Source organism: Paenarthrobacter sp. NPDC056912 (genome assembly GCF_042786555.1).
In the GTDB taxonomy this organism is placed as follows: domain Bacteria; phylum Actinomycetota; class Actinomycetes; order Actinomycetales; family Micrococcaceae; genus Arthrobacter.
In genome coordinates, this window is record NZ_JBHUCD010000001.1 from 283,755 (window position 1) to 298,468 (window position 14,714).

Consider the following 14,714-nt stretch of genomic DNA (forward strand, 5'->3'; position numbering starts at 1 on the left):
CCGAGAACAACCACTAATGCCAGTCAGTTTCCGCTTATGGGGCCCAGGCGCGTGCCACTCCTTGCAACGCAGCTTCGTAGATGCCGGGCCAATCGGTCCCGGGCTCGTTCATCTGGGCCAATTCCAGGGCAACGAGCCCGTGGACCTGGCCCCAGATGGCCATCGCCACCACTGCGGGGTTTTCAGTCCGGAGACTCCCCGCCGCCTGCGCTGCGGTGACCGCCTCCACCAGGGGACGCATGGAGTCCGAGGCGACCTCCGGCGTCGGGCTGCAATCGACATAGGCTGCCAAAGCGCCGCCGAACATGAGCCGGTACAGGGCCGGGTGTTCCAGTGCCCAGACGCGGTACGCCCGGCCCAGTCCCAGGAGTCCGTCCGCGGCGGCGTTGCGCTGCGACTCGCCGAAGGAGCGGAAACCGTCGTCGACGGCGGCCGTCAGCAGTTGCGCTTTCCCGCCGAAGAGCGAGTAGATCGCGGTGGTGGAGGTATCTGCGGCCGCGGCGACATCCCGGAGGGTGACGCGGGCGGGGCCTTCGCGGTCCACGAGTTCCGCGGTGACCGCCAGTAGCCGTTGCTGGACCAGGTGGTCATGAACGATGGGTCTTGCCATGCTTCCAAGTATTTCATAACATTGTTTCATAACGTTGTTACGAAACTAGGAGCCGGAACTTCGCGGTTCCACAACCCAAGGAATCACATGGCACAGGAGATCTTCCCGGGACGCTTCACAGCGGATGTCGGGCGCGAAACAGTGACTGTCTTCCTCATCGGGATGCGGGCCAACCGGTGGTGGAAGCTGGGCAAGGTGGGCCGGGTCGCATCGGCAATGCCCGCCATGATGCGGCACCTCGCCACCAATCCCGAGGCAGGATTGCTCGCCAGCGAGCAGTGGTTCGGGCGCACCACCATCCTGCTCAGCTACTGGGAAAGCCCCGAGCATCTGCGGCGCTTTGCCGCCGACAGGGACTCCCCGCACCTGGCGCCCTGGCGGAAATTCATGAAGGAGATCGCCGGCAGCGGGGACATTGGAGTGTGGCACGAGACGTACCAGGTGCCGGCGTCGGGCATTGAGGTGGTTTACAACGGGATGCCGCGCTTTGGGCTGGCCAAGGCAACCTCGCACGTTCCCGTCGGGCCCGGGAGCAACACTGCGAAGCAGCGCATGGGTTCCACAGTGCGCGAGTCTGCCAAGTAGCTGGCAATAGTGGTTGTTCTCAGCGCTCAGAACAACCACTAATGCCAGCCAGTTGGGTTGTTAGGCGACCGCGACGGCGGCTGGCCGGGTCGATTTGAGGGTTCGGCGGAGTTGGGGAGAGGCGTCGAGCTTGTCCTGGGCGGCGCGGAGCGAACGGACGGCGATCTCCAACTGCGCGGGCGGCAAGGTGTACGGAACGCGCATGTAGTGTTCAAAGGCTCCGCCAACACCGAACCGCGGACCGGCCGCCAATCGCACTCCGAAGTCCGGTGCGAGCACCGTCAGCGCAGTGCTGCATGGACTCGGCAAACGGCACCACACCGTGAGCCCGCCCCGCGGCCGCTCCACCTCCCACTCCGGCAGGTGTTCAGCAAGCAGCCCCAGCAGCGATTCCCGGTTGTGCCGGAGCTCCTCAAGCCGGGCGTCCAGTGGCTCGGCGAAGGATCTGACGAGCCGGGCCGCTGCTAGTTGCTCAACCACAGGACCACCCAGATCCATGACGGTCCGGGTGGCAACAAAGCGGGCAATCAGGGCCTCGTCTGCCCTGATCCACCCGGTCCGCAGCCCTGCCCAGTGCGACTTGCTCAGCGATCCGATCGAAACCACCGCGGAACCGAACGCCGACATCGGCGCGGTACGGACGCCGTCGAGGTTCAACCCGCGGAGCGTCTCATCCACCACCAGCACGGTGCCGGAGGAAGCCGCCGCCCGCACCAAGCGCCGCCGCTGCAGATCGGACATGATGCGCCCCGTGGGGTTGTGGAAGTCGGGTACGAGGTAGGCCATGGCAGGCCGTTGATGATTCATGGTGGCCACCATGGCCTCGATGTCCCATGCCGGTGACGTGCTCGGCGGCAGCGCAACCGGCAATGGACGGCAACCGGACGCGCGGATCGCGTCCAGCGCATTCGGGTACGTCGGGTGTTCCACGAGGACCCGGTCTTGTTTCCCAGCAAGCGTGCGGAGCACGATGTTGAGCGCGTGCTGGGCTCCGGAAGTGACCAGGATCTGGCGCGGCGTGGTGGGCACACCTTCGGCGGTGTACTTGTCCGCGATGGCCTCCCGCAAGGCGGGGAAACCGACGGCGTCGTACCCGAATCCCGGCAGGAGCGCCGGCAGCTCGGTGAGTGCATCCGCAAACGCCCGGTGCACCACTTCGCCGGCGGCAGACAACGATGCGTACGCCAGGTCCAGGAGCCCCGCCGGGACTGCGAGCCCTGGTGCGCTCACAGGCACGCTGCGATGGGGGATGCACGTCCGGCCCCGGCTGCCTTGGCCGGCGGTGAGGAAGCCCTGCTCGCGCAAGCTCGCGTAGGCCGCGGTGACGGTAGTCCGGCTGAGGCCAAGTGTCTGGGCGAGCGCCCGCTCGCTGGGCAGGGCGACGTCCAGCGGGATGCGCCCATCCATCACCAGCAAACGCACGACGTCGGCCAGCTCGCGGTAAGCGGGCAGGGCGCCGGTGTCCCATGAGCCGAGGAGACGGGCGAGGGCGGTGGGATTCAGTGAGCCGGACATAAGACCAGTATTCCAAACTGGCTATGGAATACAAGGCCAGTTCTCTTGGATGATGTACTTCATGATGACCCGCAGAATCACCCAACTCCTGATCGGCCTCGCGATGTACGGCATCTCCCTGGCCATGTTCATCCGAGCCGGCCTTGGCTTGGACCCCTGGGATGTGTTCCACCAGGGTGTGTCCCAAAAGACCGGATTCAGCATCGGCGTTGTGGTGATCGCGGTCAGCTTCCTGGTTCTCCTCCTGTGGATCCCGCTGCGGCAAATGCCAGGCATTGGAACCATTGCCAATGCCGTACTGGTGGGCTTGTTCGCTGACCTCGGCCTCTGGCTCATCCCGGAGTTCTCCCACCTCGGCGGACAGATCGCCATGTTGGCCGGCGCCGTGATCCTCAACGGCATCGCCTCGGCCTGCTACATCGGTGCACGCCTGGGCCCAGGGGCCCGGGATGGCCTCATGACGGGCCTTGTCCGCCGCACTGGTTGGTCAGTGCGGCTGGTTCGTACCGGGATCGAAGTGGTTGTCCTGGCTGTGGGTTGGTTGCTGGGCGGCTCCGTGGGCGTGGGCACCGTGGTGTACGCCCTGGCCATCGGGCCGATCGTGCAGATCCTGCTGCCCAAGTTCATGGTGCCGGAACAGGCAAAGGCAACGGCCCCCACGGAAGCCGTGGAGGCCGCGCCTGCTGCCTGAAGTCATACTGCACGCCTAGCGGCACGCCTCCAGGTCCTCGCCGTAGCGCAACCAGTCCGGCAGGTCCTGAGCCAGGGCGTCGCGGATGGCGGGCGATCCAGCGCTCCGCCAGTCGACGTCGTCGTTGATTTCGATCTCGTACTTCTTCCACTCGAACCAGTTGATCATCTTCAACTGCGGATACTTTTGGTGGGTTTCGGCGGAGAAGACCTGCCGCCACCAGGCCTGCTTGACGTCCAGCTCGGAGGCACCGCCGCGTGCCGGCGTGAAGATGGCGGCGGTCTCCGGAATGCCCACCGGCTTGCTGTGGTCCACGCCGTACACCTTATAGAAGTCGGGAACGGAGGCGTCGTCGCCCGCGGTGCCGCTGTAGGTGCCGGTGAGCATGGCCAGGAATTTGCCCGGCTCGGCAATGTCGTTGTTGCCCCATGGCCGCTGGTTGCCCCAGTGATACAAGGAAACTCCCACCCAGTCCACAGCGTCATCCCCGGGATAGTAGGGCGCGTAGGTGTCGTCGGCCATGGTGAGCGTGCCGTCGTGGTCGGTGTCCAGGGCAGCGAAGTCCGGAGTGCCCGGACGGGCCGCGTACTGGCCACCAGTGAACGGATACCCGCCCCCGTAGTTCGGCGCCCACATCATGGATGTCCCGGGCGCCTGGGAATGAACGGCCGCTGCCACCTTGCGGAACACCTCCACATAGCGGATTGGCTGTTGGCCCCACGAGTACCAGGAGCCGTTCATCTCATGCGCAAAACGCACGACGACGGGCGTCCCCTGATCGTTGATGGCCCGTAAGTCGGTGGCCAACTTGGCGATCACCTCATCGCTCATGGTCGCCAGCCCTCCGTGCGGCTCGAGCGTCAGGAGCAACGCACCGCCCGTTGCCCGGACCTGGGTGACGGCGTTGGTGGTGTGCGACCACGTCTCGTCGTCGTACGGGATGTCCGAGAACTGGACCACCACTGCGGGATCATGGCCGAGGTTGGCGCGGTGTTCGGCCAAAGTCTCCGAATCCCAGTCCAGGTTCACGCCCAGGAGCACTCCATCCTTGGGGATGATGGACGAGGCATCCGCCGGCCTGCATAACGACAAAGCCTGGACCACAGGGACCACTTCCTTGGAAGCGAATCCCAGGCCGGTTGCCGCCAGCGCTGTCACCAGCAACGGAACGATCAGGCTTGCGCGCCTCCGTTTGCGCCCCGGGTGTCCGGCGAACGTGGGAGGAGTTGGCTTCTGCCGGGGCGGCCGCGGTGGCGTCAGCGTGGTCCGGGCCATGTCAGCCCCAACCGAAGGTGCGATTTCGCCGCACGACGGCGTTGAGCCAACCGAACCTCGGCGCAAGGTGCCGTGCCCGCTTCACCGAATGGCCGCCGTCGACGGCTTCTTCACGGGTGCCGTAGATGCGGGCCACCTGTCCCAAATGGGCTTGAAGCCCGGTGTCGTCCAAGGCCGTTGAACTGCCGAAAAGGCGCAGGTCTCCGCCGCGTGCGCGGAGCAGGTGGAGCACCTCAAGGAGGCCCACGACGCCGGAAGCGCCCACGGACGTCACCGCAGTGATGTCCAGCAGGACCAGGATGGGCCCATCCGTTGCGGCCTTTGCAGAATCATGTCGAATGGCGAGAACGGTCACGGCGTCCAAAGGGCCAGTGAGGGTCAGATCGAAGGATGCCAGTGCGGTGGTCTGAGTGTTTGAGACACGGGAAAGTGTGGACATGATGGTCGCTCCTTGCTGGGGGATGGAACGGCGTTTGAGTGAATGGTTCAGCGCCTGATGTGAGGCGGTGGGATGGAAGGTGCACGTAGCAGAGAGGCGAGTTCACCAGGTGCGGGCATGGGGTCATTCTGTCCTTCTCCTGGGCCCCGGTACCGTGCCGCGCCGATCACCACACTCAGGAGGGCCAGATCCAAGGCCACCCAAGCGAGCGTGATGAGCGTGGGGTACAGCGGAGCTTCGCCGGTGGCCACCCGGGCTATCCCGATACCTGACGACACAACCAGGACAGCCATGGCCACTATTTGGAGCCGGACGTGCTGGAAACCGCGTCCCGTTGCCTGTCTGCTCTTGGCAGTCACCGAGAACGTCAGGTGCCTGCCAAGGAAGACGGCCGCTGCGCCTGAACAGGTTGCCGCGATCCACGTGGGAAAGAGCGCGAAAGACCACTGTTGACCGCGCCAGAGACCCTTGGACCCGTTGCCCGCCACTTGGAAGAGCAACTGGCAGGAAATGAAGAACGGCAGGAACAAGCAGAAAAACACCACCGGGCTCGCTGTGAGGGGGTAAGTGCCCGCCACCAGGAAAACCACCGGCGCCGCGATGTAGCTCAGGGCCGCGAAGCCGTTGAGGTAACTGGTCATGGTCCCCAGGTACATGAGGCGCTGTGCCAAGGTAAGCCCGCGAAGGAACAACGGATTGTCGTTGAAAAACACCTGCATGGTGCCGGCAGCCCAGCGATGGCGCTGGGACAACATGGTGGATACGTCCTCCGTGGACCAGCACCTCGTGGTGGTAGACGCTTCCCCATCCCATGGCGTGAAGATGCATGGCTGTCGCCATGTCTTCGGTGATGGTGGTGGTGTCCATCGGGTGGATGGCCAGGGCTTGGTCGGTATGCGCCACGTCCACCGATTCCAGCACGGCATCGAGTTCCGGCGCTGCATCGTCCATGGCATCGGGAACCCCCAATGCCGCAGCGTGGAAGGAGACGCGGAGCTCGAACGTGATCTCTGCCAGGACGTCGCCCCGGCGGACTTGTTGTTCCGCGCGGGTGATCGCTTCCAGTGCCTGCTCCACTACGGGCATGGCTGCCGGATGCCGCCTGCCCAGTTCGCCAAGAAGGTCCTGCAACCGCGAGCGACCCCTGCGCAGTGCACTCCAGGTGTGCTCGGTGGCGGTCCGGGTGTAGCGCGTCAGGCCCAGCGCCATGAGAGCCTCCCTGCGCAGGACGGCATTGGAACCGCAGAAAAACGCTGCATCCCACCCGTCCTTGCCCTGCTGGATGGGTCCGTAGAACAGCTCCGCCTGGCTGCCCAAGGGATCGCGGTCCGGAACATTCCAGAAATGCTGCGGGGTCTGGACGAACGCCACTTCACCGGCATCAAAGTAGCCAAGGACGCGGTCCAGGAACCGGGGTTCCGGAACTTGGTCCGCATCCAGAATGGCCACGAACTCGCCGGTGGTCACGGACAAGGCGTTGTTGACGTTGCCTGCCTTGGCGAACCGCTGCCGGCCGTCCCACTCGGGACCGCGCGTAATGTATCCGACGCCGATCTGCCGGGCTGCGCTCGCGAACTCGCTGCGGTCGCCGTCGTCCAGGATCCATGTCTTGTGCGGGTAGTCCATGTCCCTGGCTGCGATGGCCGTCTTGAGGACGAGCTCGAGTGGTTCATTGTAGGTGGCGATGAAAACATCCACGGTCCTGCCCGGCAGGGCAGGCGGGGGAGGCGGCCGTCGTCGTGCATTCCACATGGTGACCGCATACAGCGCCGATTCGCCCAGGCTGTAGGTCTCCGCCGCCACGAGGGGCAGCGAGATCCACCATGCGTCCCATGCAACGGTGCCCGACCAGCGCCAACTGATGTAGATCAAGCCAAAAGAAACCACCAGGACCGCAAGGATCCTTACCAATATCTGCCTATGAATGCCCATGTTTAGCCTCCGGTAACTGCTGGGGAAAAGGCAAAGGCACGGCAGCCTGTCCAGACGCCCTGATGGCGAAAGTTGGGAGGACACGGCTGACGCGCCTGGAGCATGCATCGTCGATGCTCAGAGGAAGGGAATTCAGTTGCGAACGGAATTTACCTGTTCCTTATCCCACTTTCTCCCGGCCACATTTCGTCGCCGTTACGGACTTGATAAGTAATTTCGCGTGGATTATTTCCTCGGAGTGACGTTTTGCGTGTCGCTTGGAAAAGCCTTGCGTGCTTGGCGAAAAGGCGGTCAGAGTGGCAACCATGAAGCGAAGACTCATGCCTTTGGTGATGGTCATCGTCGGGCTGACCATTACGGCGACACTCATCGCTCCTGAACCACCGGCGTTGGCAGCGGCCAGCATGCCGGCCCCTGGACGCTTGGTATGGAGCGATGAGTTCAACGACTCCGCCGGGACAGCGCCGGACTCCACCAAATGGGTCCACGACACCGGGGGATCGGGGTGGGGCAACGGCGAGCTTCAGTACTACACGGCTAGCACGAGCAACGCCGCCGCCGATGGCCAAGGAGACCTGGCCATCACTGCGCGGCGGGAAAACCCCGGTGGCTACTTCTGCCACTACGGACCGTGCCAGTACACCTCCGCGCGCCTGTTGACGGCCGGGAAGTTCAGCCGGACCCAGGGCCGGTTCGAAACCCGACTCAAACTGCCCAAAGGACAAGGAATGTGGCCCGCGTTCTGGATGTTGGGCGACAACGTGTTCACCGACGGCTGGCCCAACAGCGGCGAGCTCGACGTCATGGAAAACATCGGCAAGGAACCCGGGACGGTGTGGGGAAGCCTCCACGGTCCCGGCTACTCCGGTGCCAACGCAGCCAATGCCAGTTACACCTTGCCTCAAGGACGGGCGTTGGGCGACGCTTTTCACACGTTCACGGTGGACTGGGCGCCGGATTCCATCACCTGGTACCTCGACGGGATCCCGTACTCACAGAAAACCAAAGCCAACACACCCGGGCCATGGGTGTTCGACCACAACTTCTTCATGCTGCTGAACCTCGCCGTGGGCGGTTACTGGCCAGGAGCGCCGGATTCGGGCACGACCCTTCCGCAGTCCCTCATGGTTGACTACGTCCGGGTGTACGAGCTCGCTGCCGCTCCGTCCACCCCTGCGCCCGCGCCGGGGAAGCGGATCCAGGGATACGCGGGCAAGTGCATCGATGTTGCTGGACGCCAGGCAACCGACGGCGCCCAACTGCAGCTGTGGGACTGCGACACTGCAGCCTCAGAGCAATGGACTTTCGCCTCCAACGGCACGGTGCGGTCGCTGGGTAAGTGCATGGAGGTGGCCTGGGGTTCCACCAGTAACGGTGCCCGCGTCCAGCTGGCCGCCTGCAACGGTAACGCCGCGCAGCAGTTCGTGCTGAACTCCGCCGGAGATTTGGTGAACCCGCAGGCGAACAAATGTGTGGACGTGGCCGACTGGAATTCCTCTAACGGAGCCAGATTGCAGCTATGGGATTGCGCTGGGTCCACCAACCAAAAGTGGTGGCGGATGGTGTAAAAAACGTCCGACGGCGGTGCGCAGTTCTGCGGGGCCGGCGACTATTGCTGGGGCGGCTGGGGAGCTTCCTGGAGTAGTCGGCGGATCCCAAGGCGGGCGGTCGTCGTCGTGGCGGTTGGTGGGGTGCCCGGCCGGGCGGTTGTTGCTCAGCCCGGTCGGGCAATTGCTGCTGCGCGGCGGCCGGCTGTTGCTGCGCGGGTCTGCGTTGCTGCTGCGCGGGCGGTTCTGTTGCGCGGCCTTGCCGTGCTTTATGGCGTTGGCTGCGGAGCCGGTTGGCAGCGCGGGCAGAAGTAGATGTCCCGCTCCTCGGTTCTGTCCGGTGCCGCCAGCAGCCCGCGGCGTACCGCTGTGCCGCATCGCCTGCACGGTTGGCGCTCCCTGCCGTAGACCCAGTATCCGGGCCTCATGGCGCGCGGACCAAGGGTGGAGCGCCGGCCAGGACCTAGGTTCTCGCCGAGCAGGCGCTTGGCATCGTTGACTGTCCTGGCAAGGTCCGGGACTTCCCCGAGCGGGAGGGCTGGATGGATGCCGGACAGGAAGCATGCTTCGCAGCGGTAGATGTTGCCGATCCCGGCAAGCTTCCGCTGGTCCAGCAGGGCGAAACCTACGGTGACATCAGGTTCGGCCCGGAGCCTGCTCAGTGCTTCCTCTTCGTCCCAGTCCGGGCCGAGCAGGTCCGGTCCCAGGTGTCCTACCACTTTGTCTTCCTCCGCTGTGGGCACCACTTCCAGGATGCCCAAGGAGAACCCGACGGCGTCGGCCTGGGCAGTGCGGAGGACACACCGGGCGGTGTGGCCGGGTTTGGTCCAGCGGCCGCCCGGTGGATAGATCATCCAGTTTCCCTCCATCTTGAGGTGGGAGTGGATGGTCAGGGCGCGGGGTTTCCTGCTGGCGCCGGGCTCCTCATCCGCAGGTCCAGTGAGCCGCATGAGCAGGTGCTTGCCCCGGGGCACCACCTCTGTCATGGTCCAGCCTGCCAGGTTGAGGGTGGCAAAGCGGGGCACACGGAAATCCGAGGCGGTGATGGTCTTTCCCGCCAAGGCCTCGTTCAGCCGCGACGCAGCCCGCCAAATGGAGTCGCCTTCAGGCACGGATGCGGAGTCCCTTCGGTGTTGAGTATGCCCCGGCCGCTGCCAACACGACGGCTATCGGGGTGTCCAGGAGATCGTGGCCGTTGACCTTCTCCATGAACAGCTTGTCCACGGCTCCGCGCCGCACCACGTCAACCAATGCTTGGGCGGCAACTGCCAGCACTGCCTCGTCTTGGTTGAAAGTGAGCAGCGTCTTTCCGCCGCGTTCGACATAGAGGACCAACGCGCCGTCGACCATCACCACAAGCGCTCCAGCCTTCCGCCCCGGACGATGCCCCGATCCGGCGTCCACGGAAAGCGCAGGCCAGGGGAGTGCGGCCCCGTAGGGGTTGGCCGGGTCCGTTGCGGCCAGCGCCAACGCAGAGGGTTCTGCCTTGGAAATGCGGGCATCCTCGGTGAAGGACCTGAGCCGGTCCACCGTTGCCGGGACGGCGAACTGGGCAGCCCCGAGGTGCTCGATGAAGTAGCCGCGGCGGCACCGGCCAGCCTCTTCCAGCCGCGCCAGGACTTTGTACATGAGTCCGAAACCGCCGATGATGTTCTCCGCCATGACCGAACCGCGGGTGACCACTCCGTACCTGTCGAGGAGAAGTTCAGCCGTTCCGCGGGCATGGATGGTGGGGTCGAACTCCGGAGCGGGCAATGCCGACCAACGGCCCACCGCTGACGGCGGGGAAGGGGCAACGCCGCTCGCTACGGAGCCGTATCGGCCACCCGTGAGCCCGGGAGACCCCAGCAAGCCGGTCCCGTGGGAACGCCCGAGCCTGCTCATGCGCGGAGCCCGGGCCCTCGGTGCTTTCGCGACCTGCCGGTGTGCAGTTTTTCCGCCGGCGATCATGGCACGCACGGGGGCGAAAGTATCCCCGGTGACGCGACCAGCCCAGACGAGATCCCAGAGCGCAGTGACTACGGCGTCGTCGCTGAGGACCGCATCCATGCCGCCCGCCACCTCCGTGAGCTGCCTGAAGAAGTATCCGCCGCCCGCGCTGAAGTGGTCAAGGAGCCGCTGTTGGGCATCGCCGGGTTGGAAGTCGGGGGAGGGATTGAGGGTCAGTTCCGCGGAGTCGGCCACGTGCAGGCTGATCCAGCCGTCATTCCCGGGCAAGGACCCGGCACCGGACCAGAGGAGTTCGCCGGCTGCCATGAGTTCGTCGAGCATGGCAGGTTTGTAGTCCGCCACCCGACTCGCGAGCACCAACGGTTCCCACGCGGATGCCGGGATGGGCACACCGGACAGCTGGTCTACTGCCGTGATGATGCCGTCGAGTCCACGCAACGCCTGGCTCCGAGACTTGCCGGGGGCGGTCACGTTCTGCCACGCCGGAAGGAACCTCCCGTAGGCCGCAGTGTCTACGGGCTCCACTTCGGCCCGCAGCGCAGCGAGTGAACGACGCCGGAGTTTCCGCAGGACCTCGGCGTCGCACCACTCGCTGGACGGTGGTGCGTCAAGGGTCATGAGTTCTGCGTCGGCATCCTCCGTTGGTTGCTCCGCGACGGCGTGTGGACGGAACTCGCCTTCCACCACACGACCGTCCCCGGCCAGTCGCTTCAGGGCTGTGTTAACGACGGCGACGCCGAGTCCCAGCCGGGCCGCAGCTTCTGACGCCGTGAATGGGCCGTGCGTGCGGGCGTACCGTGAGACGAGGTCACCCAGGGGATCGTGAACAGGTTCGATGAACGCCAGCGGCACGCCCATCGGTAGGGGTACCCCGATGGCATCGCGCAACCGGGCCGCGTCCTCAACGGCAGCAAAACGCTCGACGCCGCCGATGGTCACCTTGAGCGCGCGGTTGGCTTTCTGCAGGGCGGCGAGGTGGGATTCGGCGTCGACGATGCTGCCCGGTGGTGCGGCAGCCGGGGCTTCCTCGGGGGTCTCGGTGACCGCGAGCTGTTCCAGAGCCTCGGTCTGCAGGCTGGTTTCAGCCTGCTGGGCACCTTCAAGCCGTTCCGCGACTTCTTCAACGCTGAGCGGACCGAGCAGCCGCAGCAGATCTGCAACCCCCTCCATCCCACGAACCCGCCGGTCCGGTGCAAGGCGCTGGAGCTCCCTCTCGGTGGAATCGATGACGGCCGCGTCCAGGAGTTCACGGAGTTCCACCCGGCCAAGGAGTTCGTTGAGGAGGGTGGAGTCCAGGGCCAGTGCGGCAGCCCGTCGTTCGGCCAAGGGGGAGTCGCCCTCGTAGAGGAACTGGGCAACGTACCCGAAGAGCAAGGACTTCGCGAAGGGGGAGGGCTGCTGCGTGGTGGTCTCCACGATCCTGAGTTCGCGGCGCTCCACCGATGCCGCAATATCTTTCAGCGCGGGCAGATCATAGACATCCTGCAAGCATTCGCGAACCGTTTCGAGCACGATGGGGAACGAGGGATACTTCCGGGCGACATCCAGCAATTGGGCCGAACGCTGGCGTTGCTGCCACAGGGGCTGGCGCTTGGCCGGGTTCTGACGGGGCAGGAGCAGGGCGCGGGCGGCGCATTCGCGGAACCTTGAGGCGAACAGTGCACTGCCGCCCACCTCGGCGGTGACAATTTGCTCAAGTTCCTCCGGGTCAAAAAGGAACAGCTCAGCACCGGGTGGTTCGTCTTCCATCATGGGAACGCGCAGCACTATGCCGTCGTCCGCTGCCATGGCCGAACCATCCAAGCCGTAGCGCTGTTGAAGGCGCTGTCCCACGGCGAGTGCCCACGGTGCGTGGACGGGCATGCCGAAGGGACTGTGGAGGACTACACGCCAATCGCCAAGTTCGTCATGGAAGCGCTCCACCACCAACGTTCGATCGCTGGGCACGATCTCCGTTGCTTCTTTTTGCTCCCGTAGATACTGGAGCAGGTTGCTGGCGGCGAAGGCGTCAAGGCCGCTGGCTTGGCAGCGCTCCATGGCGGGGGCTTCGTCAGCGGCGGAGAGCTCCCTGATGAAGGCACCGAGCGCACGGCCCAGATCCACGGGTCGGCCGAGGGAATCACCCTTCCAAAAAGGAAGCTTGCCGGGTTGGCCAAAGGCCGGGGAGACCAGCACGCGATCATGGGTGATGTCTTCGATCTTCCAGCTGGTGGCCCCGAGTGCGAAGACGTCGCCTACCCGGGATTCGTAAACCATCTCTTCATCGAGCTCACCAACACGGCGACCACCCTTGGCAGCGCGGGCCGAAGCAGTTGGTTCGCTCCCGTCCGTGCTGCCGGACGAGGACGACCCTTCAACTTCGGTGCCGATGATGTACACGCCGAACAACCCGCGGTCAGGAATAGTGCCACCCGAAGTGACCGCCAGGCGCTGGGCCCCTGGCCTGCCCTCGATGGTTCCAGCGTGCCGGTCCCAGACGATGCGCGGCCTGAGTTCGGCGAATTCGTCCGATGGATAGCGCCCGGCCAACAGATCCAAGGTTGCCTCAAACGCTGAGCGCGGCAGGCTCGCGAACGGTGCCGACCGCCGCACGGTGCTGAACCAATCCTCCACATCAATGCTGCCCAAGGCCGTGGCGGCCACGGTTTGCTGGGCCAGGATGTCCAACGGGTTGGCGGGGATACTGAGCCGTTCGATTTGGCCGCTCAGCATGCGTTCCACGGTAACGCTGGTGTGGAGGAGGTCGGCGCGGTGCTTGGGGAACAAAACGCCCTCGGAGATCTCGCCGACCTGGTGGCCGGCACGCCCCACACGCTGCAGGCCACTGGCGACCGACGGCGGCGATTCCACCTGGACCACCAGGTCCACGGCGCCCATGTCGATGCCCAGTTCCAGGGATGACGTAGCAACCACGCAGCGCAGCCGGCCGGACTTGAGGTCGTCCTCGATCATCGCCCGTTGGTCCTTGGAGACCGATCCGTGGTGCGCGCGGGCCAGCACAGGGTCCGCACCAGTGGTGCTGCCGGCCTGCGCCATCATGTGCGCCGGGGTTGCGGTAGATGCTGGAACCCCGGGGGTGGCTTCCGAAGCCACCCAATCGCCACCACCAACGGCCATCAGCTGGCGTTCAGCGTAGATCTCGTTGAGCCGGGCCGTCAGACGTTCCGAAAGACGCCGGGAGTTGGCGAAGACAATGGTGGACTGCTTGGACAGGACCAAGTCAACGATCTGCTCTTCCACATGCGGCCAGATGGAGGCCTGCGGCTGCAACCCGGAGGCCGGGCCGGAGTCGAAGGCCCCGGCCGCGCCTTGCAGGTCCGACATGTCCTCCACAGGGACCGTGACCGTGAGGTTCCAGTTCTTCTTTGACGGCGGTGCCACAATCTCCACAGGAGCCTGGCCTGCGAGGAACTGCGCCACAAGCTCGCGCGGCTGGACCGTTGCAGAAAGGCCAATGCGCTGGGCCGGTTTGGGCAGGAGGGCATCGAGTCGTTCCAAGGAGACGGCCAAGTGTGCGCCGCGCTTGGTCCCCGCGACAGCGTGGACCTCGTCAATGATGATCGTGTCCACTTCGCTCAGCGTTTCCCGGGCGCGGGACGTCAGCATCAGGAACAAAGACTCCGGGGTGGTGATCAGGATGTCGGGCGGGTGCGACAACAGCGTTCGGCGATCTGCCGCCGTCGTATCTCCTGAACGGACGCCGACCGTCACCAAGGGTGCGGGCAGGCCTAAGCGCTTGGCAGTTTGCGTGATGCCGATCAGCGGGGCGCGGAGGTTGCGCTCAACGTCCACGCCCAGCGCTTTGAGTGGAGAGATGTACAGGACGCGAGTCTTGGTTTTGGGGCGTTTGGCGCGTCCCTTGCCATTGGCGGGGACGCTCTCCAACCCCGGAAGAGTGCCGGACGGTGTGGAATGCAGGCGGTCCAGGGCCCAGAGGAAGGCGGCCAAAGTCTTGCCGGAACCAGTCGGCGCCACTACCAGGGCGTGGGAGCCCGAGGAGATCGCATTCCACGCGCCGTCCTGGGCCGGCGTAGGCGCGGAAAAAGCGCCGAGGAACCATTCCCTGGTTGCCTGGCTGAAACGGCCGATGGCGCCGTCCGACGCCTGCTGCTCCTGCATTCCTCCATCATGCCCCACGGCTCCGACAGAATAAGCCGGAGCCGTGGGGGG

The 14,714-nt window shown here is 65.1% G+C and carries 9 protein-coding genes and 1 pseudogene; 3 read left to right on the forward strand and 7 right to left on the reverse strand.

Annotated elements, in window-relative coordinates; genetic code table 11:
• Positions 1-34: 34 nt before the first annotated feature.
• Positions 35-610 carry a TetR-like C-terminal domain-containing protein gene (locus tag ACFRJ9_RS01325; protein WP_377663577.1) on the reverse strand — a complete coding sequence of 192 codons (576 nt, stop codon included), beginning with the start codon at positions 608-610 and terminating at the stop codon, positions 35-37.
• 87 nt (positions 611-697) lie between these two features.
• Between ACFRJ9_RS01325 and ACFRJ9_RS01330 the strand changes: the two genes are divergently transcribed.
• Positions 698-1,195: a DUF4188 domain-containing protein gene (locus ACFRJ9_RS01330; RefSeq protein WP_377663579.1), complete on the forward strand. Its 498-nt coding sequence runs from the start codon at positions 698-700 to the stop codon at positions 1,193-1,195.
• Positions 1,196-1,255: 60 nt separating this feature from the next.
• On the opposite strand, the gene ACFRJ9_RS01335 is transcribed toward ACFRJ9_RS01330, so the two are convergent.
• Positions 1,256-2,710: a PLP-dependent aminotransferase family protein gene (locus tag ACFRJ9_RS01335; RefSeq protein ID WP_377663581.1), complete on the reverse strand. Its 1,455-nt coding sequence runs from the start codon at positions 2,708-2,710 to the stop codon at positions 1,256-1,258.
• 61 nt (positions 2,711-2,771) lie between these two features.
• Between ACFRJ9_RS01335 and ACFRJ9_RS01340 the strand changes: the two genes are divergently transcribed.
• Positions 2,772-3,401 carry a YitT family protein gene (locus tag ACFRJ9_RS01340; protein ID WP_377663583.1) on the forward strand — a complete coding sequence of 210 codons (630 nt, stop codon included), beginning with the start codon at positions 2,772-2,774 and terminating at the stop codon, positions 3,399-3,401.
• A gap of 15 nt (positions 3,402-3,416) precedes the next feature.
• On the opposite strand, the gene ACFRJ9_RS01345 is transcribed toward ACFRJ9_RS01340, so the two are convergent.
• From ACFRJ9_RS01345 to ACFRJ9_RS01355, 3 genes and pseudogenes are all read right to left on the reverse strand, one after another.
• On the reverse strand, positions 3,417-4,676 hold the full coding sequence (locus ACFRJ9_RS01345) for a glycoside hydrolase family 26 protein (protein ID WP_377663585.1): 1,260 nt from the start codon (positions 4,674-4,676) through the stop codon (positions 3,417-3,419).
• A 1-nt stretch (position 4,677) separates the two neighbouring features.
• Positions 4,678-5,115 (reverse strand): STAS domain-containing protein, encoded by a 438-nt coding sequence (locus tag ACFRJ9_RS01350; RefSeq protein ID WP_377663587.1) that lies wholly within the window; start codon positions 5,113-5,115, stop codon positions 4,678-4,680.
• Positions 5,116-5,162: 47 nt separating this feature from the next.
• A pseudogene (locus tag ACFRJ9_RS01355) lies at positions 5,163-7,047 on the reverse strand (glycosyltransferase).
• 305 nt (positions 7,048-7,352) lie between these two features.
• On the opposite strand from ACFRJ9_RS01355, the gene ACFRJ9_RS01360 reads away from it, so the two are divergent.
• Positions 7,353-8,615, forward strand: coding sequence for a ricin-type beta-trefoil lectin domain protein (locus ACFRJ9_RS01360; RefSeq protein ID WP_377663589.1), 1,263 nt, complete (start codon positions 7,353-7,355; stop codon positions 8,613-8,615).
• A gap of 248 nt (positions 8,616-8,863) precedes the next feature.
• Here ACFRJ9_RS01360 and ACFRJ9_RS01365 read toward each other — a convergent pair whose 3' ends face one another.
• Positions 8,864-9,706: a DNA-formamidopyrimidine glycosylase family protein gene (locus ACFRJ9_RS01365; RefSeq protein ID WP_377663591.1), complete on the reverse strand. Its 843-nt coding sequence runs from the start codon at positions 9,704-9,706 to the stop codon at positions 8,864-8,866.
• Complete coding sequence (locus ACFRJ9_RS01370; RefSeq protein ID WP_377663593.1) at positions 9,699-14,663, reverse strand: DEAD/DEAH box helicase; 4,965 nt, start codon at positions 14,661-14,663, stop codon at positions 9,699-9,701. The genes ACFRJ9_RS01365 and ACFRJ9_RS01370 overlap by 8 nt, the downstream gene beginning before the upstream one ends.
• Between the last annotated feature and the right edge of the window lie 51 nt (positions 14,664-14,714).

Coding starts and splice junctions, on each gene's coding strand:
- ACFRJ9_RS01350 (WP_377663587.1), bottom strand. CDS start 5,115: ATGTCCACACTTTCCCGTGTCTCAAACACTCAGACCACCGCACTGGCA.
- ACFRJ9_RS01370 (WP_377663593.1), bottom strand. CDS start 14,663: ATGCAGGAGCAGCAGGCGTCGGACGGCGCCATCGGCCGTTTCAGCCAG.
- ACFRJ9_RS01325 (WP_377663577.1), bottom strand. CDS start 610: ATGGCAAGACCCATCGTTCATGACCACCTGGTCCAGCAACGGCTACTG.
- ACFRJ9_RS01340 (WP_377663583.1), top strand. CDS start 2,772: ATGATGACCCGCAGAATCACCCAACTCCTGATCGGCCTCGCGATGTAC.
- ACFRJ9_RS01330 (WP_377663579.1), top strand. CDS start 698: ATGGCACAGGAGATCTTCCCGGGACGCTTCACAGCGGATGTCGGGCGC.
- ACFRJ9_RS01360 (WP_377663589.1), top strand. CDS start 7,353: ATGAAGCGAAGACTCATGCCTTTGGTGATGGTCATCGTCGGGCTGACC.
- ACFRJ9_RS01335 (WP_377663581.1), bottom strand. CDS start 2,710: ATGTCCGGCTCACTGAATCCCACCGCCCTCGCCCGTCTCCTCGGCTCA.
- ACFRJ9_RS01345 (WP_377663585.1), bottom strand. CDS start 4,676: ATGGCCCGGACCACGCTGACGCCACCGCGGCCGCCCCGGCAGAAGCCA.